General features: G+C 39.3%; 19 protein-coding genes. 14 read left to right on the top strand and 5 right to left on the bottom strand.

Going from position 1 to position 21,950, the window contains the following annotated elements; genetic code table 11:
* Positions 1 to 576: 576 nt before the first annotated feature.
* Positions 577 to 2,856 carry an FIMAH domain-containing protein gene (locus BSO02S_RS17415; RefSeq protein ID WP_066070190.1) on the top strand — a complete coding sequence of 760 codons (2,280 nt, stop codon included), beginning with the start codon at positions 577 to 579 and terminating at the stop codon, positions 2,854 to 2,856.
* Between the two features lie 150 nt (positions 2,857 to 3,006).
* The gene (locus BSO02S_RS17410) at positions 3,007 to 3,285 is read left to right on the top strand and encodes a hypothetical protein (protein WP_169802765.1); all 279 of its coding nucleotides are present in this window, start codon (positions 3,007 to 3,009) and stop codon (positions 3,283 to 3,285) included.
* 229 nt (positions 3,286 to 3,514) lie between these two features.
* On the opposite strand, the gene gad is transcribed toward BSO02S_RS17410, so the two are convergent.
* Positions 3,515 to 4,888 carry a glutamate decarboxylase gene (gene gad, locus BSO02S_RS17405; RefSeq protein WP_066070205.1) on the bottom strand — a complete coding sequence of 458 codons (1,374 nt, stop codon included), beginning with the start codon at positions 4,886 to 4,888 and terminating at the stop codon, positions 3,515 to 3,517.
* Between the two features lie 938 nt (positions 4,889 to 5,826).
* On the opposite strand from gad, the gene BSO02S_RS17400 reads away from it, so the two are divergent.
* A complete protein-coding gene (locus BSO02S_RS17400; protein ID WP_066070184.1) occupies positions 5,827 to 6,354 on the top strand; it encodes a YehS family protein in 528 nt (175 codons plus the stop codon).
* 128 nt (positions 6,355 to 6,482) lie between these two features.
* Here the strand turns inward: BSO02S_RS17400 and BSO02S_RS17395 are convergent, their stop codons facing one another.
* Both BSO02S_RS17395 and BSO02S_RS17390 read right to left on the bottom strand, forming a co-directional pair.
* Positions 6,483 to 7,253: an ABC transporter permease gene (locus tag BSO02S_RS17395; protein ID WP_066070180.1), complete on the bottom strand. Its 771-nt coding sequence runs from the start codon at positions 7,251 to 7,253 to the stop codon at positions 6,483 to 6,485.
* Positions 7,250 to 7,981 (bottom strand): ABC transporter ATP-binding protein, encoded by a 732-nt coding sequence (locus BSO02S_RS17390; RefSeq protein WP_066070177.1) that lies wholly within the window; start codon positions 7,979 to 7,981, stop codon positions 7,250 to 7,252. Before BSO02S_RS17390 ends, BSO02S_RS17395 begins: the two co-directional genes overlap by 4 nt.
* A gap of 149 nt (positions 7,982 to 8,130) precedes the next feature.
* Between BSO02S_RS17390 and BSO02S_RS17385 the strand changes: the two genes are divergently transcribed.
* The 5 genes from BSO02S_RS17385 to BSO02S_RS17365 all read left to right on the top strand — a co-directional run bounded on the left by BSO02S_RS17385 (position 8,131) and on the right by BSO02S_RS17365 (position 13,157).
* Positions 8,131 to 9,240: an FtsZ/tubulin family protein gene (locus BSO02S_RS17385; protein WP_066070174.1), complete on the top strand. Its 1,110-nt coding sequence runs from the start codon at positions 8,131 to 8,133 to the stop codon at positions 9,238 to 9,240.
* 257 nt (positions 9,241 to 9,497) lie between these two features.
* A complete protein-coding gene (locus BSO02S_RS17380; RefSeq protein ID WP_066070171.1) occupies positions 9,498 to 10,697 on the top strand; it encodes an MFS transporter in 1,200 nt (399 codons plus the stop codon).
* A gap of 150 nt (positions 10,698 to 10,847) precedes the next feature.
* Positions 10,848 to 11,579 (top strand): transposase, encoded by a 732-nt coding sequence (locus BSO02S_RS17375; RefSeq protein WP_142303744.1) that lies wholly within the window; start codon positions 10,848 to 10,850, stop codon positions 11,577 to 11,579.
* A 72-nt stretch (positions 11,580 to 11,651) separates the two neighbouring features.
* On the top strand, positions 11,652 to 12,932 hold the full coding sequence (locus tag BSO02S_RS17370) for a ComEC/Rec2 family competence protein (protein WP_066070165.1): 1,281 nt from the start codon (positions 11,652 to 11,654) through the stop codon (positions 12,930 to 12,932).
* Positions 12,933 to 12,944: 12 nt separating this feature from the next.
* Entirely contained in the window at positions 12,945 to 13,157 is a 213-nt protein-coding gene (locus tag BSO02S_RS17365; RefSeq protein ID WP_066070162.1) for a DUF3006 domain-containing protein, read from the top strand.
* Between the two features lie 180 nt (positions 13,158 to 13,337).
* On the opposite strand, the gene BSO02S_RS17360 is transcribed toward BSO02S_RS17365, so the two are convergent.
* The gene (locus tag BSO02S_RS17360; protein WP_066070159.1) at positions 13,338 to 14,246 is read right to left on the bottom strand and encodes an EamA family transporter; all 909 of its coding nucleotides are present in this window, start codon (positions 14,244 to 14,246) and stop codon (positions 13,338 to 13,340) included.
* A 212-nt stretch (positions 14,247 to 14,458) separates the two neighbouring features.
* Between BSO02S_RS17360 and BSO02S_RS17355 the strand changes: the two genes are divergently transcribed.
* Positions 14,459 to 14,905, top strand: a complete 447-nt coding sequence (locus tag BSO02S_RS17355; RefSeq protein WP_066070156.1) for a HEAT repeat domain-containing protein — start codon at positions 14,459 to 14,461, stop codon at positions 14,903 to 14,905.
* A 102-nt stretch (positions 14,906 to 15,007) separates the two neighbouring features.
* Here the strand turns inward: BSO02S_RS17355 and BSO02S_RS17350 are convergent, their stop codons facing one another.
* Positions 15,008 to 16,246 carry a helix-turn-helix domain-containing protein gene (locus BSO02S_RS17350; RefSeq protein WP_066070155.1) on the bottom strand — a complete coding sequence of 413 codons (1,239 nt, stop codon included), beginning with the start codon at positions 16,244 to 16,246 and terminating at the stop codon, positions 15,008 to 15,010.
* 122 nt (positions 16,247 to 16,368) lie between these two features.
* Between BSO02S_RS17350 and BSO02S_RS17345 the strand changes: the two genes are divergently transcribed.
* The 5 genes from BSO02S_RS17345 to nagE all read left to right on the top strand — a co-directional run bounded on the left by BSO02S_RS17345 (position 16,369) and on the right by nagE (position 21,941).
* On the top strand, positions 16,369 to 17,670 hold the full coding sequence (locus BSO02S_RS17345) for an MFS transporter (protein WP_066070153.1): 1,302 nt from the start codon (positions 16,369 to 16,371) through the stop codon (positions 17,668 to 17,670).
* Between the two features lie 176 nt (positions 17,671 to 17,846).
* Complete coding sequence (locus tag BSO02S_RS17340) at positions 17,847 to 18,503, top strand: SH3 domain-containing protein (protein WP_066070150.1); 657 nt, start codon at positions 17,847 to 17,849, stop codon at positions 18,501 to 18,503.
* 225 nt (positions 18,504 to 18,728) lie between these two features.
* A complete protein-coding gene (locus tag BSO02S_RS17335) occupies positions 18,729 to 19,334 on the top strand; it encodes a methyltransferase domain-containing protein (protein ID WP_066070148.1) in 606 nt (201 codons plus the stop codon).
* 367 nt (positions 19,335 to 19,701) lie between these two features.
* The gene (locus BSO02S_RS17330; RefSeq protein WP_066070145.1) at positions 19,702 to 20,193 is read left to right on the top strand and encodes a PTS sugar transporter subunit IIA; all 492 of its coding nucleotides are present in this window, start codon (positions 19,702 to 19,704) and stop codon (positions 20,191 to 20,193) included.
* Positions 20,194 to 20,495: 302 nt separating this feature from the next.
* Entirely contained in the window at positions 20,496 to 21,941 is a 1,446-nt protein-coding gene (gene nagE / locus BSO02S_RS17325) for an N-acetylglucosamine-specific PTS transporter subunit IIBC (protein ID WP_066070143.1), read from the top strand.
* Positions 21,942 to 21,950 lie beyond the last annotated feature (9 nt).

Raw genomic sequence — 21,950 nt, 5'->3', positions numbered from 1 at the left:
CATAAAATGTCAGACCATACATAGGTTTGACCATTAAGGGCATCGGCAAGTTTTTTTATACTAAAAAAATCTCCGTTAAACAGGTCGAAATACATGAAGAAGTGACAAATACTATGAAAGGCTCCCGTTAAATATGTCGATTCCTTACCATTAAACAAATTGTATGAAGGGTTTTGTCAATTAAAAAATATCTAAAACGTCAATAATTAGCGGAATTTTCAGTAAATTTTGCTTAGAATTAACATTAAGGTTTAAAAGAATCTATTAAATATTACATAAAGACATCAGCGTATTTATGCGCCTGGCAAAATTCCAATAGAAGATTCTTTTATTTGCAAATTGCCAAGCTTACCCAAATAGTAGATTTCATGAAGGAGTCTGTCTGATTTATGACTATATGGTTTATGGCTTTGAAGGGGGGTGGTAGACCTAGGTATGGCATTAGGCTGTGAAAGGAGGCGATAAAGGGGCTAATAACGATATAGAAATGACGACATAACGTAATCCCCAGGGGGAATTCGAAAACAAAAGCCTACATAAAAAGTAGGTTATTTTTAAAGTGGGAGGAAAATTATCTTGAAGAAAAGAATTAAGATTGCCGCATTATCGACCACGATATTGCTTGCGATGTCATCAACAACCACTTTTGCAGCGGATCCAGGGCTGGATAAACTTCCCGACCATGTGGATCCCCAGTCATGGGTGAATCCGGAGGACATGACGTGGAATGATTATAATCAGATACCTGGTATTAACTGGAATACAGCGGATTTTAAACCGGAAACAGAACTTAAAGGGGCCTTGATTTTGGTCGACTTTCCGGGCCAAGATTTTATCGTGACCAAACCTAAGGGTTCGGAACTCATTGGAAACCCGCAAATAGGAAGCATTCCCCGCGAGGAACTGGGGGAGTTTTGGAGGAGCTTCTTAAATGTTCCAAGCGAACTGAATAATTATCAGACAATTGATGGATTTTGGAAAGAGAACTCCCAAGGAAAATGGGGGGTAAGCCTTGATTCTTTTGGTCCCTATCGTTTGGATAAATATGAATTTCAGTATGGGCTTGACAGTATGAATTCCGGCTACCTGCCAAAGAATTATGCCAGCGGAAACCTGTTTCAGGATAGCATAAATGCGGCAACAGCCGACATAACAGCATCTGGAAAGGAGTTTGACTTTGCATTCATCGTCCATGCCGGCTATGATGAATCAACCGTATGGCAGGAGCTCGGCGAAATGATGTTCATGAATCAAGATGCGGTGCCTGATGAATTTGGGCCGCCGGATTTACCCGGATTTGAAACCATGCCAAACTGGGCAAAGACCCGTTATGTCCCATGGACCTCTTGGTATGCAGCCAAGACTATTTGGTCTGCAGCATCCAGTGCAAAGATCAACGGCAAAACAATTCGTGTTTCTATTCAAGGCGAAAGTGATGGCATGGCAACATATGCCCACGAATTTGGCCATCTTAAAGGGCTTGGCGATAACTACAATAATGCGGCACTTGACCCAAGGACGTATTCGGGTTATTGGGAAACGATGAGCCGTGGGTGCTTTAATGGTCCGGGTGGAACACATACCCAATGGATGATTCCAGCCACCCATGGTGGTGCCTTATCGGCACCGCATACGCTGCGAAATAAGATGAAACAGGGATTCCTGTCAGATGATGAAGTCCTGCAGCTAAACCGTGATGAATTAAAGAATACCGGGCCGGTGTTTGCTGATATTATTGCGCGTGAAATGCCAATTGGCAGTAAATTCGGCCGAACCGGGCTCCATGGTATTAACATCAGTATGACCGATTTAACACCAGGCAATTACCTTGCCGGTGACTGGCGAAACGATATTCTAAGCGGCAGAACGTACAATAACTACACCCTTGAAGTGGTAGACCGCGTTGGTGCGGATTCCTTCGCAGCCGATTCCGGTGTATTGATTTCCAAAACGAAAAATGTGGAGACTGCTCCAAATGTTTGGGTAGTTGATTCACATCCCGAGGATATCAATCTGAAGGACTTTACAAGACCTGATGGCACAACTAAGATGGTTACCAAAGGTGACCCACGGCAAACTCTTGATGCTTTATTCCATGCAGGGAATGGGGCAAGCTTGGTCAGCGGACAATTCAAGGGTTCGATCGGAAAGGATACTGTCGTCAGTGAGTACATCGATCCATACAATAAACTTCAATTCTACATTTTGGGGAATTACACAGACGCTGGCGGCGTACTTCATTACCAGGTTGCTGTCCGTAACACGGATGGCGCAGGGGCCTATAAACGAGGAGTAAATGTAAGCGCCGGCACTGTACAACCCGCCGTACCAGGCAAGGTGGCAGCCTATCATTTTAATGTCACTAATACCGGCGAAGCAAAGGATCTAATTCGTGTCAACGCTTCTACAGGTGATGATTGGACAGTTCAACTTCAGCACAGCTTAATAGCTGTGGAGCCGGGGGCAACTGTCGATGTACCAGTATACGTGAAAATTCCGAAGGGCAAGACAGCTCCGGCCAACCTTACCTTTACGGCCACTTCAGAGACAGACTCTAGTAAACGCATCACTGATACAAATCTTTTACCAGGCAATCTTAGCGCAACCAGTCTTAGTTCTGTTATTGATGGCTATGACAACACCGGGGACTTCCAATCTGGAGCAGCAAAAGCCTTAAAAGTCCATTTGGCGGGCGTCGCCCTATTTGAAAAAACAGGATCCGCGGATAAGGTTGTCAAACAAATGAATAGTTTTAAAGTGCTGTTGGATCATGAAAGAGATACGAATTTGATCTCCACGAAAGCGTATAATAGTTTGATAGCGAATGTTAATGCAATGATTGATGTCTGGAAATAGGTTAGATTTACTGTTCTAGGATGTCCCTTCTGTGCCGGGGGCGCCCGGCATAGGGGGTAACAAACTCAAAAACTATTTAAACGTGAAGGTGGCGAATTAATAAAGGGAAAAGCACCTGTTCTATCGAACCTTTTCGCAGTTTTTATGGCAATGTCTCTACTTCTGGGAATGAGTGCCCCGCTAACCTATGCGGCAGAAAACTCAAATGATAAGAATATTAGTCTAAACGGCCTTATTCCAGAGACCGCATTAAATTCACAAATTGAAGTCAAAAATGGTTTGACCCAACCAATCTATTCCAAGGATGATGCCATTGTTGAAGAACTTTATGTAACAGGTGATTACAATGGTTTTTGGGATGAGCGTAACTTTTCGAATAATGTTGCAGACGTAAAAGCCAGTGTACTCGTTTCACCAAAAAACTATTAAACTAAGAAATTTATTTATTTTAGTTTGGAGGGTTAATATTGAAGAAAAAGATCTTTGTTAAATCTGGTTTTAATAATTTCTTTGGTCCTTAGCAGCGTTGTTGATATACATTTCTTTAAACAGTAATGAAGGGCTGTCCCATTCTCTTTTTCTATGGGTGCCCTTTTTTCATGTTAAAAAAGGACTGACTATAAAAAGTCAGTCTAAGCTTCTCTTGAATTTTTCGAGATCAATGGTGAAAACTGATGTCGCAGTTTGTGTCATGTGGTATTGGACTATCCAAGGAATCTAGAAATAAGAAGGCCTGTTTAAGATTATTTAAGAATAATTGAGCCATGTTCATAGAAAATTCATTTCGAACAACAACGCGCATTATCGTTACACTTTCCATATTCGGAGGTAATGGATAAGCCGGCACTTGCCAGCCAAAAGTAAGCAATTGACGAGACAAGTTGTAAAGATTCCAATTGGATGTGTATCCTTCTTTCAGCCTCCACGTTAATACCGGAATATCGGAGCCGTCTGTCAATACTTCAAAAGGTCCTATTGTTTGAATCATCCTGCTTAGAAAACGTGCCACAGATTGAGAAGTCTTTTGTACCCCATAGTATCCTGCTTTGCCTAAACGGAGAAAGTTATAGTATTGCAGGAGTACCTGTGCGCTTGGACGCGAGAAGCTCAGGGCAAACGTTGGAATGTTCCCGCCTAAATAGGACACATGAAAGATAAGATCTTCGGGGAGATCTTCAGCCTTACGCCAAATGATCCATCCAATACCCGGGTATACTAATCCGTATTTATGTCCAGAAACATTGATGGATTTCACTCTGGGTAACCTAAAATCCCAGACCAAGTCTGGCTGGAGGAAGGGTGCTATGAATCCTCCCGAAGCAGCGTCTACATGTATAGGGATATCGAGGCCTGTTCTGGAATGAAGTTCGTCTAAGGCTTTCGCGATCTTTTCAACCGGTTCATAAAGGCCTGTATAAGTTACCCCAAAGGTCGAAACCACACCGATTGTGTTTTCATCTACTGCAGCGAGAACACCTTCAGGATCCATACAAGGACGATCCGGGGAAATGTTTACGTAACGCGGTTCAACCTCCCAATAGTTCGCAAACTTTTTCCAAACAATTTGAACAGCAGAACTAAATACGATATTTGGCCGATCAATGGGTTTTCCTTGTTTCTTTCGTGTTTTTTGCCAGCGCCGCTTTAATGCAAGTCCCCCAAGCATGCATGCTTCTGATGATCCTGTTGTTGAAACACCAATCGTTTTAAGCGGATGAGGCGAATGCCAGAGCCCAGCTAGCATTCGAACACACCGATCCTCTATAGCAGTTGTCTGAGGGTATTCACATTTATCAATCAAATTTTTGTTGTATAATTCGGCATATAGGCGGTCCGCGGAAGGTTCCATCCAAGTGGTAATGAATGATGCAAGATTGAGATTAGGTTTGCCATCCAGTGTCATTTCATTGTGGATAAATTGATATGCTGTTTCTGGTAACATACCTTGGTCAGAAATCCGAAAATGGGACACAGAGTCGACCCTATTGCGAAGGAATAGAGGATTTAAATAAAAGTTGTAAGGAAACATCATTTGTACGTGCCGCCGACGGCGCCATTTCGAATTGATTCTTCTTCTTGGTTCATGGAGATTGTAGTAAGAATTTGGTTTCCATAAGGTTTCTGTCCCTAGACCCTCTCCGGGAGTTACATGTGTAAGGTTTGGCGGTCTGTACCCCATATATAAATTCGGAGGATTGGACTTAATGGAAAAGCGAGGATCAAAATGACTAAAATAGGGCCGAAATGTTTTATAGCGACTATTCATCAAGGTGCCCCCTTTTTCAACAACTAGTTAATAATTATGTGAAACAACTTTAAACTAGAAGTTAAAAGTACATTCAATGGTTTTGTATGATATTCTATTTGACTCAATTATAATAAGGGTTATAGGAAGTGTTAGAACAACTTCGGAAAGCTTCAACTGAACATAATTATGTTGAGAATGATGAAGAAGTAATTCAAATTATAAAAGAGGCTAGAAATGGACGATGAGTATTCTGTCAAATGCATAGATATCATGCTTAATGATCCGACGTTAGAAAACAGTCTTATGGTTAAATACTCAAACAGTGATAATCAACAAGAACTTGAGATATTTTAAAGAAGAAGTCATCGGAATTTATAAAGAATATATAAATTCTTCAGCAAGAACTTCATCCAATCGAAGAGATTATCAAGAACTCATTTTCAGAGAAATGTCTAGGAGTTTCATTAGGGGCGGACAGCCTTTGCTTTCTACAGGCCTAAAAAGAAGGGATTGGGGGATACTGGGTATATATTTTACAAATAGTAATTCAGGTATAACTATAAAACAAGTCCTTGAAGTGTTAAACTATTAACTTATGGGCATTAGCGTATCATGATAGGATTTGTACCGGCGCGGGTGTTGGAGATCTAGTTTAAAGGACTATTCTGGATAATACACCCTGACTGCTGTGCAAATAGTCAATATTTTTTGGAGGATTACAGATGAATATGAATAATAATGATATCTTAATTAGATTAAGATATGCGCTAGATATAAAAAATGCAGATATGGTAGAGATATTTAAACTTGGTGGTATTGAAGTAACAAAAGAAGAATTGTTTAAGATACTCACAAAATCAAAGGAAAGTGAAGAAAATGAAGTAGGCAGTGATGGTGATATAGATGAAGAAAATATAAAATGTGATAATTTCATGTTCGAGTCATTTTTAAATGGACTAATTATCTTTAAAAGAGGAAGACAAGATTCAAAACCTGGTCAGCCTGAAAGACCAGCAATGTCTATTAAGGATAATAGCAGTGTTAATAATGTATTGCTAAAGAAATTGAAAATTGCCCTATCATTAACTAGTGAGGACATGCTTGAAATATTAGAAGAAGCAGGGGTCACGATAACAAAAGGTGAATTGAGCGCATTATTAAGAAAAGAAGGACATAAGAATTATAAAGTGTGCGGGGACAGATACGCCAGAAATTTCTTAAAAGGATTAGCTATACAATATAGGGAATAGCCAAATCCAAAGATTTAGTTAACCAGAAATAGATGTAAACCGATTAGGCTCAGTCTTATAAGGACTGAGCCTTTCTGTATGTTTAAAAAAAATGAATCATAATGAAAATTCCCTATCGACAAAATCTGTCAAACTTCGGGCGGTGCCAGGCACCGCTTTAACATTTGCATGCGTTTGTTGAAGAGGCTTGGGTACGATAGGTATCCTAGCATGGCGCTTGTGATGGACGCGGTTGTTAATAGCAGGAAAAGAATGAGCAATTGGAATTGTACTGCTTGAATCGGGTTGGCTCCTGCGATGATTTGGCCGCTCATCATGCCCGGCAGCTGGACGAGACCGATTGTTTTCTGGCTTTCAATGGTCGGAATCATGCTCGATTTTATAGAAGTGAGCAGCTGCGTGCGAATGGCTTGTTTAGGTGTACCACCGAGCGAGAGGATGAGTTCGGTCTCATCTTGATGCGTTTCAACTTCCGCTGTAAAGCGGTTGAGGAACAGGATGGCAAGTACCATAGAGTTTCCAATTACCATGCCGCTAATCGGGATGATGTATTGGGCCGTCGGCGGTGTGATGCTGAATCCAAGTAAAATACTTTGCGTCAGCGCTTCTATAACTACTAAAGTGATCGCCACTTTCCAGGTGATGCCGGTAATTGATACCCCTTTTTTTCGGGCATTTTGTGTGGCGGCGATAATCATGATTGTGATCATAAGTAGTATATAAATAATATTTTCGGAATCGAACACAAATTTAAGAACGTATCCGACGGCTAGCAATTGAATGATTGAACGGACTACTGCAATTATGGTATCTCTTTCCAGTCCTAAGTTAAGCGTCTTAGATAATACGATCGGAATGATGACGAAAATAAGGGCAATCGATAAATGGAGATAACTCATTTCACTTCCCCCTTTAGAAAAAGTTTCACTTTTTCATTAACAGGTGAATGGAGCAAGTCGCTTGTTCCGGATTCGATGACTTCCCCATTCATCATGACCCATGCATAGTTTCCAATCGTTAATGCCTGTTGTAAATTATGTGTAATCCAAATAATAGTTGTTTCGTACTTTCGGTTGATTTTTACAATAAGATCTTCGATTTCTTGCTGTGATATTCGGTCTAATGATGAGGTAATTTCATCGAGTAATAAGATCTGGGGACGGTTAACAAGCGTACGGGCAATCGATACCTTTTGGCGCTGTCCACCCGACAAGTCCTTAATTGGCCGATGCAAAAATTCTGCCTCCAGCCCGACATCGTATAATAAATTCTGAGCATCTTTTTCAGATAATTGCCTTCCTTGGAGCGCCAATGGCAATGCCAGATTTTTCAGCACACTGCCGTTAATCATCGGCGCGCTTTGAAGCGCAAGCCCGACTAGACGCCTTAATTCCACCGGTTCATAGCTGCTGATGATTTTCCCTTTAATAAAAATTTCTCCAGAATTAGGCGACAGCAGTCCATTACATAATTTAAGCAATGTTGTTTTTCCTGCTCCCGAGGGACCGACTAAAGTGGTGATTTTGCCCTCCAGAAAAGAATCTGTAATATTTTTTAATATATCGAAACCTTCAACAGAATAATTTACATGATTAAAATCCACTGCTGGTTTATAGTCTATTGCCATTCCACACACTTCCTTAAGGGGATAAGACTGCACAAATATAGTGTGCTCTACTATGTATTGTTCACATGTTATTTTACCGCATTTTATAATGGTAAAGTCTAATTTTAAAAAATATGAGTATTATTTTAGAAAGAGAAGGAGGCGATTTGGTGAAATCCATTGGAATTTTGGGCGTCGGTCAAGCAGGCGGGAATATAGCTGAGATAGCTGCAACTATGGGATTTCAAACTGCGCTTATTAACACGAATCAGCGGGATGGCTTAGTTAACACCAAAGTGGAAAGGAAGTATTTTGTTCCTGGGTTTAATGGTGCCGGGCAAAATCGCTCCATTGGCTTAAGTGCTGTTAATGAAAACTATCGTGAGGTCATTGACTTTGTGCAGCGGAGCTTTAAAAACATAAGGCTTTTATTAGTGGCTTTCTCCACTGACGGTGGTACTGGCTCAGGGATGAGCCCGTTATTAATTGACCTGTTACTAGATCAACTGCCTGGCATCAAGATCGGTGCGATTGCAATAGTCCCTGATCGAAATGTATTAGCGGGTAACCGAATCAATGCGTCTGAGTGCATCGAAGAAATTTCCAAAATAGACTCGCTCGCGTCTGTGTTCCTCGTAGACAATGATCAGATTCGGAAGTTAAACCCACAATCCAGTAAACATCAAATTTACCTATCTTCCAATCATCAAGTCATGGAGGCCATTAATACTGTGCTGCAAGTAACGAAAAAGAGTTCTTTTTACGGGAACTTTGATGAAACTGATTTAATGAATATACTCAGTACAAGAGGGGTAACGATTATATCCTCTGCCGCAATAACAGACGCAAAGACGACTACTGACGTTTCTAGTAAAATTCAGCAATCGTGGGCAAATTCGATATTTTGTCCGGTCGAATCAACGGGTGTCATTCGTGCAGGGTTAATCTATGAAGGACCAGAGAAAATGGCAAAACTCATTAATGCCCCGGTGATTTTTGAAAGGGTGGGGGAACCTCTGGAATTATTCGAAGGAACTTACATTACAGAATCCGACCCGACTATAACCACCATTCTGGCGGGACTGCCATTTCCTACCCGACGACTGTTAGCACTTGAGGAATCACTCGAAAAAAACAAGGATCGGTTACAAAGTCTGGTTAATAAGGAGCATACCCAGAATTATGAATCCCGAATATCGTGGTCCTCCAACCTAAAAGCCAGGCCGCAGGAAAGAAAGACAGGAAGTATTTCATCTAAGTTATCTAAATACCAAAGGTAATGGAATTGCTCTAGATTTTTCTGTAAAAATTAGTGCGGGCTAGAAACAATAGTGAAAGGTATGACTGAAGAAGCATAAAAGGATGAATATTGATATACTTTTTATGGTTGAGCGTGGGTATTACCTGCGCTTTTTTGTCATTCCTGAATTATTAAAGTAGTGTATTAATGCCATTGTTCGTTTTCAAAATATTTGAACTTTGCGCAGTAGAGTAGTAAAGTGGAAAAGTGTGAAAAAGTAGAGAGAGGGTTTTTTCGTTGAGTAAGCTGCAACAAGGGACTACAGCCTTTCGTAAAGCCAATTTTGCCCTCTTTGCCGGGGGATTTATTACATTTTCTATCCTTTATGATGTACAGCTATTAATGCCAATTTTTGCCAAGGAATTTCATGTTACAGCGGCAACGGGGAGTCTGACATTGTCGGTGACAACGTTCGCGCTTGCTGTGGCCATGCTTTTAACTAGTTCCTTATCTGAAGCATGGGGACGTAAACCAATCATGGCTGCTTCCTTAATCCTCTCCTCACTTATTGTTATCTTTACCGCCTTCAGTCCCACCTTTGGGTCGTTAATCGGCTTTCGCGTGCTGCAAGGCATCGTTCTTGCAGGACTGCCTGCCATCGCCATGGCCTATTTAGGGGAAGAAGTCGATCCAAAAAGTCTCGGTGTTGCCATGGGGATTTATATTAGCGGGAATTCCATTGGCGGCATGGCAGGAAGAATTATTACCGGCACTGTTACGGATTGGTTTTCTTGGCGGATAGCAATGGGGAGTATCGGTGCCATTAGCCTACTGCTTAGTATCTGGTTTTGGTTCCATTTGCCGAAGTCAAAATATTTTACGCCAAAGCCATTGAAACTAAATATGTTAGCCAAGTCTCTAGTAGGACATTTGAAAGACCCGGCATTATTGTGTTTATTTTGTATCGCTTTTATCTTAATGGGAAGCTTTGTTACCTTATATAACTATATCGGCTTTGAATTGATAGCACCTCCGTACCGGTTGAGCCAGACAATTGTTGGCTGGATTTTCATTGTTTATTTAACAGGGACCTTTAGTTCAACATGGATGGGCCGGCTTTCTGATACGCTTGGACGTCGAAAGGTCTTATGGCTTGGCCTTGTTATTATGGTTATAGGAGCGGCGTTAACACTCTTAGAACCGTTAGTGTTGAAAATATTCGGCATTGCTATTTATACATTCGGCTTTTTTGGCGCCCATTCGATTGCCTCAAGCTGGGTGGGAAGAAGGGCGCAAACTGCGAAAGCACAAGCCTCGTCGCTTTATTTGTTTTTTTATTACTCCGGTTCGAGTATTGCGGGTACCGGCGGCGGCTTTTTCTGGTCAACGTTCGGCTGGAGTGGAGTCATTGGCTTTATTATTTGTTTACTGCTGCTAGCCTTTCCATTATCGAATAAACTTTCATCGATTCCAGCAAAAACCCTTCAGACGAAATAAGGGGTATTTGGCAGCAATGGGGATACCGATTCTGAAAAAAGAGGCCTTAGCAACTTTTAGAATCGGCATCATCTTCGCTCCTTAAACGGTTAAAGTAGCACAACGACCTTGGTTTATGCTATAATCAAGGTAATAAATAGATAAATGATGGTGAAAAAGATGCGGACAAAAAATCGTTTAGTTGCTGACGAAACAAAATATTTTCGACCTGAATTTTCAAACTGTCCAACTTGCCAATCTAAATTGGACTATTGCCATACAGTTTCTAAAAAGACAATTTCTACTCTTAATGGTGTAAAAACCATTATTAATATGGGTTATCGCTGTACTAACCCTAACTGTGAGAATGGTTCTACTGTATTTCGCTCTGCACAAGCTGAGCACTTAAGTGTGAAACATATTACTTACGGCATGGATGTTCTGGCCTTAGTTGGTGAACTCCGTTTTAAAGAGCGCAAGACTCGTAAAGAAATCATGGATATCCTAAATAGACGCGGTGTGGTTGTTTCAGAGCGCCATGTTCAGAAGCTATATGAAAGATATGCTGTTTTACTTCGTGCCAGTGCTGAGGATACCATTAAAGAAATTCTTAAAAAAACGGTTGATACACACAAAGGAATTATTCTTTCCATGGATGGTATGCAGCTGGAAAAAGGTAAAGAAACACTTTATATCATTAGAGAGGTTCTCAGTGGGACAATCTTAGCTGCTAAGAATGTGGTGAGTAGTTCGACCGAAGAGCTTTTAGAATTCATCAAGCCGATTATAGATTATGGGTTCCCAATTCTTGGTTTTGTTAGTGATGGTAAAATTCAATACGACTTGCATTTGAAGCAGTATTCTCCAATATACCCTATCAATATTGCCAGCTTCACTGCCTAAAGGACATCGTAAAACCGTAGATATTTTTTTTAAAAAATACAGATATCATAGAAAAAAGTGGGGATTTATAAGATGAAGAAAAGGTTATTAAAAGTATTTACTTGTTTGTTCCTTGCAAGTTCTTTAGTTGCCTGTCAGAGTGCTCCAGCTCAAAAGGAACAAGCTTCGGTTAAAGTCAACAAACCAACTACTACTGATGCCAAACCAACGAAACCTGTTTCAAAACCAGCGGAAACTTCAGGAATCATGCAAGTTTATTATTTAGATGTAGGACAAGGGGATAGCATTTATATTAAGACGCCAAATGGTGATGACATTTTAATTGATGGGGGAAAAAATGATCGAGGCGATGACGTGGTTGCCTTTCTTCATAAATATCATGTAGACGATATTGAGGTCATGATTGCAACACACCCCGATGCAGACCATATCGGGGGATTGGATACTGTTCTCGAAAATATGACAGTTAAATCAGTCTACATGCCAAAAGTCACTCATACCACCAAAACATTTGAAGACTTCCTCGTGGCAGTTAAAAATGAAGGGTTAAAATTGAAAGAAGCTAAAGGTGGCGTTTCTTTAGGTTTACCAGGAGTAGATGCTCATTTTGTATCGCCGGTTTCATCCTACGGTGAAGACTTGAATTCTTCTAGTGCTGTATTAAGAATCACAAATGGAGAAAACAATTTTCTTTTTACAGGTGATGCAACCATGGAAGCTGAAAAGGACATGATTGCTTCGGGACAGGATATCCAGGCTGATGTGCTAAAATTAGGGCATCATGGGGCAAATACTTCTACAAGTGAAGCCTTTTTGTCTCAAGTGAAGCCGAAATTTGCCATCGTATCGGCTGGAAAAGATAATCAATATGGACATCCAACTGCTGAAATTCTCCAAAGAATGCAGGAACACAACATTAAGGTATTTAGGACGGCTCAACAAGGAACGATTATCGCCACAAGTAATGGAAAAACAATAACCTTTAATACTGACCCTTCAAAAATTGAACAAAATACTGTGAAAAACAATGCAGCGGCGACACCTGAAAAGCCAGTTAAAACCGAAACACCAAAAACAAATCAATCAAGCACTACTTCTCTTAAAGCAAAAGTGGATAATCCAAATCCTGACCAATATCAAACCATCCACTTAGATGTAACCGGAATGAAAGGCGCAACGTATAGTGCCATTTTTCACTTTACGAGCAAAGACACAACCTATACAGGGACAGTTGGAACACCCTTACCTGTCAAAATAAGCAGGGCGAAAGCTGGTTTTAAAGTGTTAATTGATATTACTGTTCAGAAAGATGGAAAAGAATATCAAACCCAAACATCGTTTATTCCCAAATAAGGAGTGAGTTAAGTGAAGGTAATCATTGATAGATTTGAAGGAGAGCTGGCCGTTTGTGAAAAAGAAGATGGCTCATTTATGGATATCAGCAAAGAAAGTCTGCCAAATGGGGCGAAAGCGGGAGACGTTCTCGTGATAAAGGAAAATGATCTCTCTATTGATAAGCAAGGAACAAAGGAGAGAAGAGAGCGAATCAATAAATTGATGGAAGATATATGGGAGTAGTGAGGTGAGTAGAGCTTAAAGTTTCAAAGGCGAAATCTTTGAGAGGCGTTTGCGGAAGCAGGTTGAAATTTTCTACTGTTATTTTTGCCGATTGACGTGCCTTATTCTTTGCTCCGCGCTCCATAGAAAAGGGTCAGTCCTTCATCGCGATTAAACCGATGCGAGGACTGACCCTTTTGTCTAGAGTTCATCTGCGATACCAAGCAAGGCGATGCCAATCATTACAATGACGATAATGGCATAATGCTGTTTGCTCAGTTTCTCCTTAAGGAATATTCGTGAAAGGAGGATTGAAATAATGCTATATGACGCGATGAGCGGTGCTGCGATGATGGCGTTCTTGGCCATGGCAAAGACATAAAAGAACTGACCTGTAGTTTCCAAAATGGCTGCATATCCTTTGTCGCGTTCCTTAAAAATATGGAATTTCTGCTTTTTTATCACTTTAAGGAACAGGAAGGATAGCACGGCACAGATGAAAAAAGTAAATTCGTAAGAAAGTAAGGCCTCGTCTTCACTAATAAGACTCAGTTCGTCGAGATAGATTCCATCGGCAAAGGTTCCAAGTCCATCGAGGATACAATAAATAATCGGAAAGACAATGGCTAGGAAGCCAATTTGGTACTTTTGATCAATTTGTACATGATTAGCTCTGAGTGCTGCTGTTTCTGCTTTCTTTTCTAATATGGCTAGTCCAAGAACACCTATAGTAATTATCGCCACAGCAGCTATGTGAATGATACCCAACTCATGTGGAAAAAAGATAAATAACAAAATTGCTGTAATCGCTCCAGAAGAATTTTGTACAGGCGATGCAATGGAAAGCTCAATATAGCGTAAGCCAATATAACCGACTGTCATCGATAGAATGTAAAATGCCGACACTGGCAAATATTTTACTAGGTCCATCGGATCAAATGCCAGCCCTTTAATGAACATATACGCTGTTGCGTGAAGTCCCATAACCAATCCCACCATGATGACAATTTTGAGGTGGCTGAACTTATCATTACTATCTGTGCCTTTTTTATAAAATAGGTCGGCACCGCCCCAGGCAAAGGTTGTTAAAAGTGAAAAGACAAACCACATCTTCATTTCTCCTTGTTGTATAGTTTATGTGGTAATAATGAAATGTAGAGAAATGCTAGATTTCAAAACTCTATTAGTATAAACCAATTTTGGAATCAACTCTAGATTATTTGCAACAAATAATGGATGATGGCTAATGACATTTGATTTTTCTAACCAATTAAGTGTAAACTAGCTAACATCCATAATATTATAGAAGGAGATTGGATCGTTTGAAAAAGATTGAAGAAAAAAGTGAGTTACCAGAAAATTATGAGGCATTAAAGAAACAAGTCGGCAGAACATCTAACTGGCGAGACCGTTTAGATGCGGTTGAAGAGCTAGGGCAGTGGAATAACAAAAAGGTAATCGATGTCCTTTTGCGAATTATGAATAATGATGATGTGTATAAAGTTCGGGAAGCTGCATACCGTAAGTTGAAAAAATTTGGTGAAGATGTTCAAATGCCAGCTAAGAAAAAAGGCGACTTGATTAAAGATGTTACTAAAATCTTAGTAAGAATTAAGAAGAGTTTGCCTGAAGGTCATAGCTATGAAGAATTCAAAGAGAAGTTAAAAAAAATGAGACTTGATGTGTATGATACATATGAGGGTGATAAGGGTCCGGACATTGATCAATGGCTTGAAAACATGTGGGTGTCGGTTACGAAAGATAGGTAGGATAACTTAAGGCATCTATTCATTTTTTATAATTTGGATTAAATAATAGTAGAATGATGTTGATTAAGAAGACATTTAATTATGTGAAGAGCCCAATTCCCTTTAAGAAGGATTGGGCTCTTCCATTTTTAACTTAATTTTATTGTACGAGTCAGTGGCAAAATCTTTGAAAGGTGTATGTGGAAGCCGTTCGAAATTTTCTACTGCTATTTTCGCCAATTGAAGAGCTTTATCCTTAGCTCCGAATTCCAGGTGGCAAAGTGCTTTATACGAATCCATTACATAAAACATGGATAAATCAAACGGATGATGGGCATAGGATGGTATTTCTACCTTGTCCAAACAAAGGATGGCTTCATTTAATTGACCAAGACCATATAGGGCTTTTCCTTTTTCGAGCAAATACCAAAATCCATAAATGTCTGACATTTTCGGATCTGATAAATACTGGTCAATTATTTCTAACGCCTTGACAAAATGCTTCTCAGAATTAAGAGACATGACATTAAAGAGATCATGAAAGAGAAGTGACTGCTTATCTTCAGCAAAATCCCCATATTGCTTTAACTTTAGTGAATAATGAGCTTTCTTCTCTTCTTCATATGTCATCATTGCTTGTGCAAAGGCGAGTCGGTATAAATCGTCGATACGATAAAAGATTCGATGCTGCTTTGAAAAATTAATGGCACTTTCCATCACACGCGTTGCTGAATCAGAATCACCAACAGCAAAATATAAAATGGATTCATTATAATCAAGATCGACACGAGTTATGGGGTCGATGTAGGCGTGATTTGATTCGATTTCAGCACGTTCTTTTAAAAATATCTCTAAAGACTTTACATAGTCATGCTCGATAAATTTCTCCATTGCCCGGAGGATACCAATGCCAGCGCGTTTAGCTGTCAGATTCATCTCGTCGTACATTTTCGCTGCCCGGTCGGAATAATCCTGCCAGCCATCCTTTTTCTCATTATAAAGACAACGGCTATAAATATCTAACAATCGTGCCGACTCGTAACCTTGCGTAAAGTTTGTGACATAGGGTTCAATAAGAGGAATAAGTTGTCTATATTTATCGGTCACTTTTTCTGTTTCCTTATTGAATAACCTCTCCGCCTTTTCAAGAACGTCTCTCAATTCCTGTTTACTTATATCCTCTAATAGTTCAGTTACCTCGACTCCAAGTCGCTTGGCTATAAATGCCAAGCTCTCCATTGATGGATTTGCTTTATTATTTTCGATTAGGCTGAGCATCCCTTTTGTAAGACCTTCCCCCGCCAGGACTTCAAGCGTCATCTTTTTCTTTTTTCTAATTTCCCGGATTCGTTCGCCTAACATTTGACTATGCACTTCCCTAAGAATTTTATTTAGTTTAATTATATTAAACTTTTACTTGTAGTGGAAGAGGCCGCGTGATATGATTTGTTTAATTAAATTAAACTTTCTAGGGTGGGATTTTTATGGAGGATAGTTTAAAGCTTAAAAAAGCAACATATCATCTTTGGACGTTTACCATCAGCAAACTTATTTCTTCTTTTGGTGCGCAGGTTTATTCTTTTGCCATTAGTTTTTATATTTTACAAGCGACAGGATCGGCAACAAGCTTTGCGGCGAATCTAATCTGCAATATTTTACCACGCACTATTGCAGCGCCATTTGCAGGATACATTGTGGATAAATATCCGCGGAAAATAATTGCCATTACTTCACAAATTGCCACAACCTTGGCAATTGCGGGATTACTAATCGTAAGTTTCACATCTGGCCTATCCTTAGTCGCCATTTATATCACCTCATGTATTTTGTCACTTACCTCGATGTTTTCCGGCGTGGCGTTTACTTCATCTATTACAGGGCTTGTCGACGAAACTAGAATTCAAAAAGCAATGTCATTAAATCAAATGTCGATTTCCTTTGCAGCGATTGCAAGCCCTGCTGTGGGTGGTCTTTTATATGGTGCTGTTTCGATGCCGGTTTTTCTAATCATGTATATATCAGCTTCAATATTGGCCGTTGTTTTGGAATCGACCATGAATTTCAAACTGTATGCTAACCGGAAAGAAGTGGTGGAGGGAGAACAAAAGGAATCAATGCTAGAGAGCATGAAGGCAGGTGTCAGCTATTTAAAATTGCAGCCAATCCTAGTGACAATCATTTGGGTTTCGCTTTTAATCAATTTCCTTTTCGGTGCATTCGAGGTCGGTTATTCATTCATCCTGATTGAAAAGATGAAAATGGCATCACAGCATTTTGGCTTAACACAAGGGGCGTTTGCCGTCGGAATGCTCCTGCTATCGATTTTCTTTACAGTAAGAAAAGAAGTGAAATTTCCGCTCTTATTATCCAAGAGAGCGATTATTGGGATGGGAATCATTATGGGTGCTGTTGCCGTCCCTTTATTGATAAAGTTATCCTATAACACTGTTTTCGGATTTTACCTGCTGATTATGTTTTGTCTTGGTGCATTGGTCATCATCGTTAATACACCAATGCAGGTGATGCTGCAAAAGCAAATTGATGACGATTATAAAGGTCGAGTTTTTTCAATTCTTGAAACAATGTCAATGGCATTAATGCCATTAGGAATGGTGCTATATGGCTTTCTTTACGATATTTTTCCGGCTCAATGGATTCTTCTTTTATCGGCATCTCTGTTCATAGGAGTAACACTTATTCTTGCAAGACCATCAGTTGTAAGAAAGGCACATCCAGAACTTGGAGAGGACAAAGTCGTTAAGGGAAAAGCAAGTACGGTTTTGTAAGAAATCTTTTGGGTCACTAGGACTCTTCATATATGGCCAAAATTCGTCTAATTTCGGGTGTGAAAGGCACCCAAAATTTTTAAAAAAGTAATTGTTTAATAGTGTTATATTTTGGTAAAATGTAGTGGTTAGATAAAAATGGCAGGGTTGCAAAAAATACGAATATGGAGGGAAATATGAGAAAATCACTAGCATTCTTACTGACATTTTTACTTGTCTTGGCTTCATTCCAACCAATGAGTGAAGCAGCATCCGCAAAAAAGGCTGTAGTCACCTCAAACTATGCAAAAGTTTATAGTGGCCCCGGAACAAAATACAAGGTATTCGGGAAGGTATATAAAGGGAATTCCCTTACAATCTATTCGGTTACCAAAAATAATTGGTCAAAAGTTCATTTTAAAAATAAAACAGCTTACATATCTAACAAAAACTTAAAATTTATTAAAAATACTTCATCATCCAAAAACTATAAGAAATATAGTGGGAAATGGTTTACTTCCGCAAACAGCAAGCCAGGGGTTGGATTAAATTTAAAGTTCATTAGCAGTAATAAGGCGAAAATTAATCTATATGGAATCTGGTGGTCGATGCCCGATGGCTCCAATGCAAGGGAATCAGACACCAAAACCTATACCATTACATTTGATAAAAATGGAGTAGGGAAAGTTAAGTTCATCGAATCGTTTGCCTTGAATAAAGGAATTGCAACAGTTAAATTAAGCGGAAATAATGTTTATTTAACCGTCGTTTATCCTAAATCCTATCAAGAAAATGAATACATGGAATCATATATCTATGATGGAAAACACAAACTAGTAAAAAGGAAATTTTAGAAACAAAACTTTTATTAGGTGCCTAACCCCCGAAGCGGTAAAGCTTTAATGCACCGGGGGTCAGGTACTTTTTTTACAATACAGTTAAATTAGTCAGTATTAACTGCCAATTGGTACCATTTATTTGTTACAATAGTCTTAAACCTAGGATATTTGTAGGTACCCGAAATCTCTCACTGTAGCAACCCACGTGGATGCGTGGATTGAAATGAATAGGAGCAATCAATGAAAGAATATTATTACGATAAACTGCTGAACATCAAAACAGGAGGAGACCAAAAGGGGTTCAACAGTTCTTTTCACTATCATCGCTATGAACCAACCCCCTACAGCGCGCTGGAAGAACTATTTAATCATTATCAATTAAAAAGCAATGATCAAATTGTTGACTTTGGCTGTGGAAAAGGGCGCTTAAATTTCTTTATCCATCATTTATTTAATGCAACAGTAATAGGGATAGAAATGAACGAGGAATTTTATCAAGAGGCAATGATAAATCAAAGAAATTATCTAAAGAAAACGAACAAGGGAAAAGATAAAATTCATTTTCAATGCTGCCTGGCAGAGGAATACCAATTTGCCCCATTAGACAATCGATTTTACTTTTTTAATCCGTTTTCAATACAGATTTTCATGAAAGTTATCAATAATATATTGCATTCGGTGGAAAATTTTGATCGGGAAATAGAACTAATTTTATATTATCCATCAGAAGATTATATCTATTTTTTAGAAAATCATACTTCCTTTGAACTGAAAAAAGAAGTCATTATTCCATATGTTTACGAAAACAACCCTAATGAGAGATTTTTAATATATCGATTAGAATGAACATCCCATTAATTGAGACTTTTGTACTCAGTTTTATAGTTGAAAATGCCTAATAAAATATATCTTGTTTAAATATGTTCCCGCTTACATATTGATTTTTTAAGGTTTAGTGTTATTATAAAGTTATTAGTTTAATAATCGATCACATGTTACTGATACGATCAGGCATGGTGGTAAATAAATGGATTTGTAATCCTTTATAGTACCCCCATGCCTTTTTTTGTTGTTCTTTTCCCTGCAACAAAGCACTAAATGTGATGATACCAATCCAAATTAGGATAATATAAAAATAAAATAGGTAACAATGTACAAAATAGTAATAATGGCTTTGATTTTTATCATAAATACAGATAAGGAGTAACTCAAAATGTTTAAGAATCTATTTAAAAAAGCAAAACCGTTAGAAATATATACTCCAGTCAACGGTGAAATTATTCCGATTGAAGAAGTTCCAGATCCAGTTTTTAGCCAAAAGATGATGGGCGAAGGTGTTGCTGTGATTCCATCAACGGGAAATATACATGCTCCGGTAGATGGTACCATCATGCTAGTAGCTGATACTAAGCACGCGATTGGAATAAGGGCAGAAGATGGCACTGAAATTCTCATTCATGTTGGTTTGGAAACAGTTTCACTTAAGGGTCAGGGCTTTACAGTAGCTGTCAATATGGGTGATAAGGTTTCAGTTGGACAGCTGCTGATTGAGGTGGACTGGGAATACATTGGTAAACATGCAAAAAGCATTGTAACACCAATTGTGATTACCAATAGTCACGATGGTGATAAACAATATACCATCACGGGGGAAAAGGAAGCCATCCAGGGAAAGACCGTTATCTTGACAGCCTCCTCTAAGTAATAGACTGACAAGGATTTTGAAAAAAGGTTGATAACGAGGGAAATAGGAATAGCAAGGTTGCAGTAATTTCTATCTCCCTCCCATTCATACAAACAAACTTAAAGGTGGTGTTGTCCTGGCAATAGAGTTAACAGGTTAATAATTGTAGGCGGTTTATACTATCTTTGGCAGTTAAGGATTACTGAGAATTACTTTTGCACTTATCATTGGTTAGTTAAATATTCTTTTAAACTCAATACTGATTATTGTTTAAGGTTCATTGTTCAAAGCACAGTTAAAAATTTTTAAAAGGAGGAATTTACATGAAAAAATATTTTCAAAGACTAGGTAGTTCATTAATGTTACCGGTTGCAGTCTTACCAGCAGCCGCTATTTTAATGGGTATCGGTTATTGGATTGACCCTACTGGCTGGGGATCCGGTAGTCCGTTAGCTGCCTTCTTAATTAAAGCCGGGGGCTCGATTATTGACAATATCCCCATTCTTTTTGCTGTCGGTGTAGCACTCGGGATGTCGAAACAAAAAGATGGTTCCGCCGCACTGAGTGGGTTGGTTGCCTACCTAGTTGTGACGACTTTACTATCTTCAGGCACAGTAGCTTTGCTTCAGGGAATTGATGTAAAAGCAGTAGACCCTGCCTTTGGAAAAATTGGAAACGCATTCGTGGGAATCCTTTCCGGTATCATAGCTTCAACGATGTTTAATCGTTTTAGTCATGTAAAATTACCAGATGCATTAGCCTTCTTCAGCGGGAAACGTCTGGTTCCAATTATGACAGCGGCTGCAATGTTAGTCGTTTCGGCAGTATTGTTCTTTATATGGCCGGTAATCTTTACAGGATTAGTTTCTTTTGGTGAAGCTATTAGTAAATTAGGTGCAGTTGGTGCAGGGCTTTATGGCTTCTTCAACCGACTATTAATTCCAACAGGTTTACATCATGCCTTAAACTCCGTGTTCTGGTTTGATGTAGCGGGAATCAATGATATTGGTAACTTCTGGGCAAGTAAAGGAACAAAAGGTGTAACAGGAATGTATCAAGCAGGATTCTTCCCTGTTATGATGTTTGGTTTACCAGCCGCAGCATTGGCTATGTATCATACGGCCAAGACGAAAAAGAAAAAGCAAGTAGCGTCATTGATGTTAGCCGCAGGCTTTGCCGCATTCTTTACTGGGGTAACAGAACCAATTGAATTCGCGTTTATGTTTTTAGCACCAATGCTTTATCTTGTGCATGCAGTCTTAACAGGTCTTTCTTTAGCGATTGCTGCTATGTTCCACTGGACAGCAGGGTTTGGCTTTAGCGCCGGGTTAGTTGACTTTTTGTTAAGTTTAAAAATTCCAATTGCTAATCAGCCATATATGTTACTAGTTCAAGGACTTGTATTTGCGGTAATCTACTATTTCTTGTTCCGCTTCATCATCGTAAAATTTGACTTAAAAACTCCAGGTCGTGAAGAAGATACGGATGAAGATGAAGAAGGTGCTGTAAGTCTATCGAAAGATGATAAATTTACTGTACTTGCCGCTAAGATTTATGAAGGTCTCGGCGGATCTGCAAATGTGAAGGCTATTGATAATTGTACAACACGCTTAAGGTTAGAAGTAAAAGACATGAATGCGGTCGATCAAAAGAAAATTAAAGCTACAGGTGTACCGGGAATTAACGTTGTTGGACCACAAAACATTCAAGTGATTGTGGGAACGTCCGTACAATTTGTTGCTGATGAAATGAAAAAGCTGCACAAATAATAAGGTACA

The organism is Neobacillus soli NBRC 102451 (genome assembly GCF_001591665.1).
Taxonomy (GTDB): Bacteria; Bacillota; Bacilli; order Bacillales; family Cytobacillaceae; genus Neobacillus; species Neobacillus soli.
Note: the sequence above shows the minus strand (reverse complement) of the source record. Positions and strands in the feature narration are given on the sequence as shown.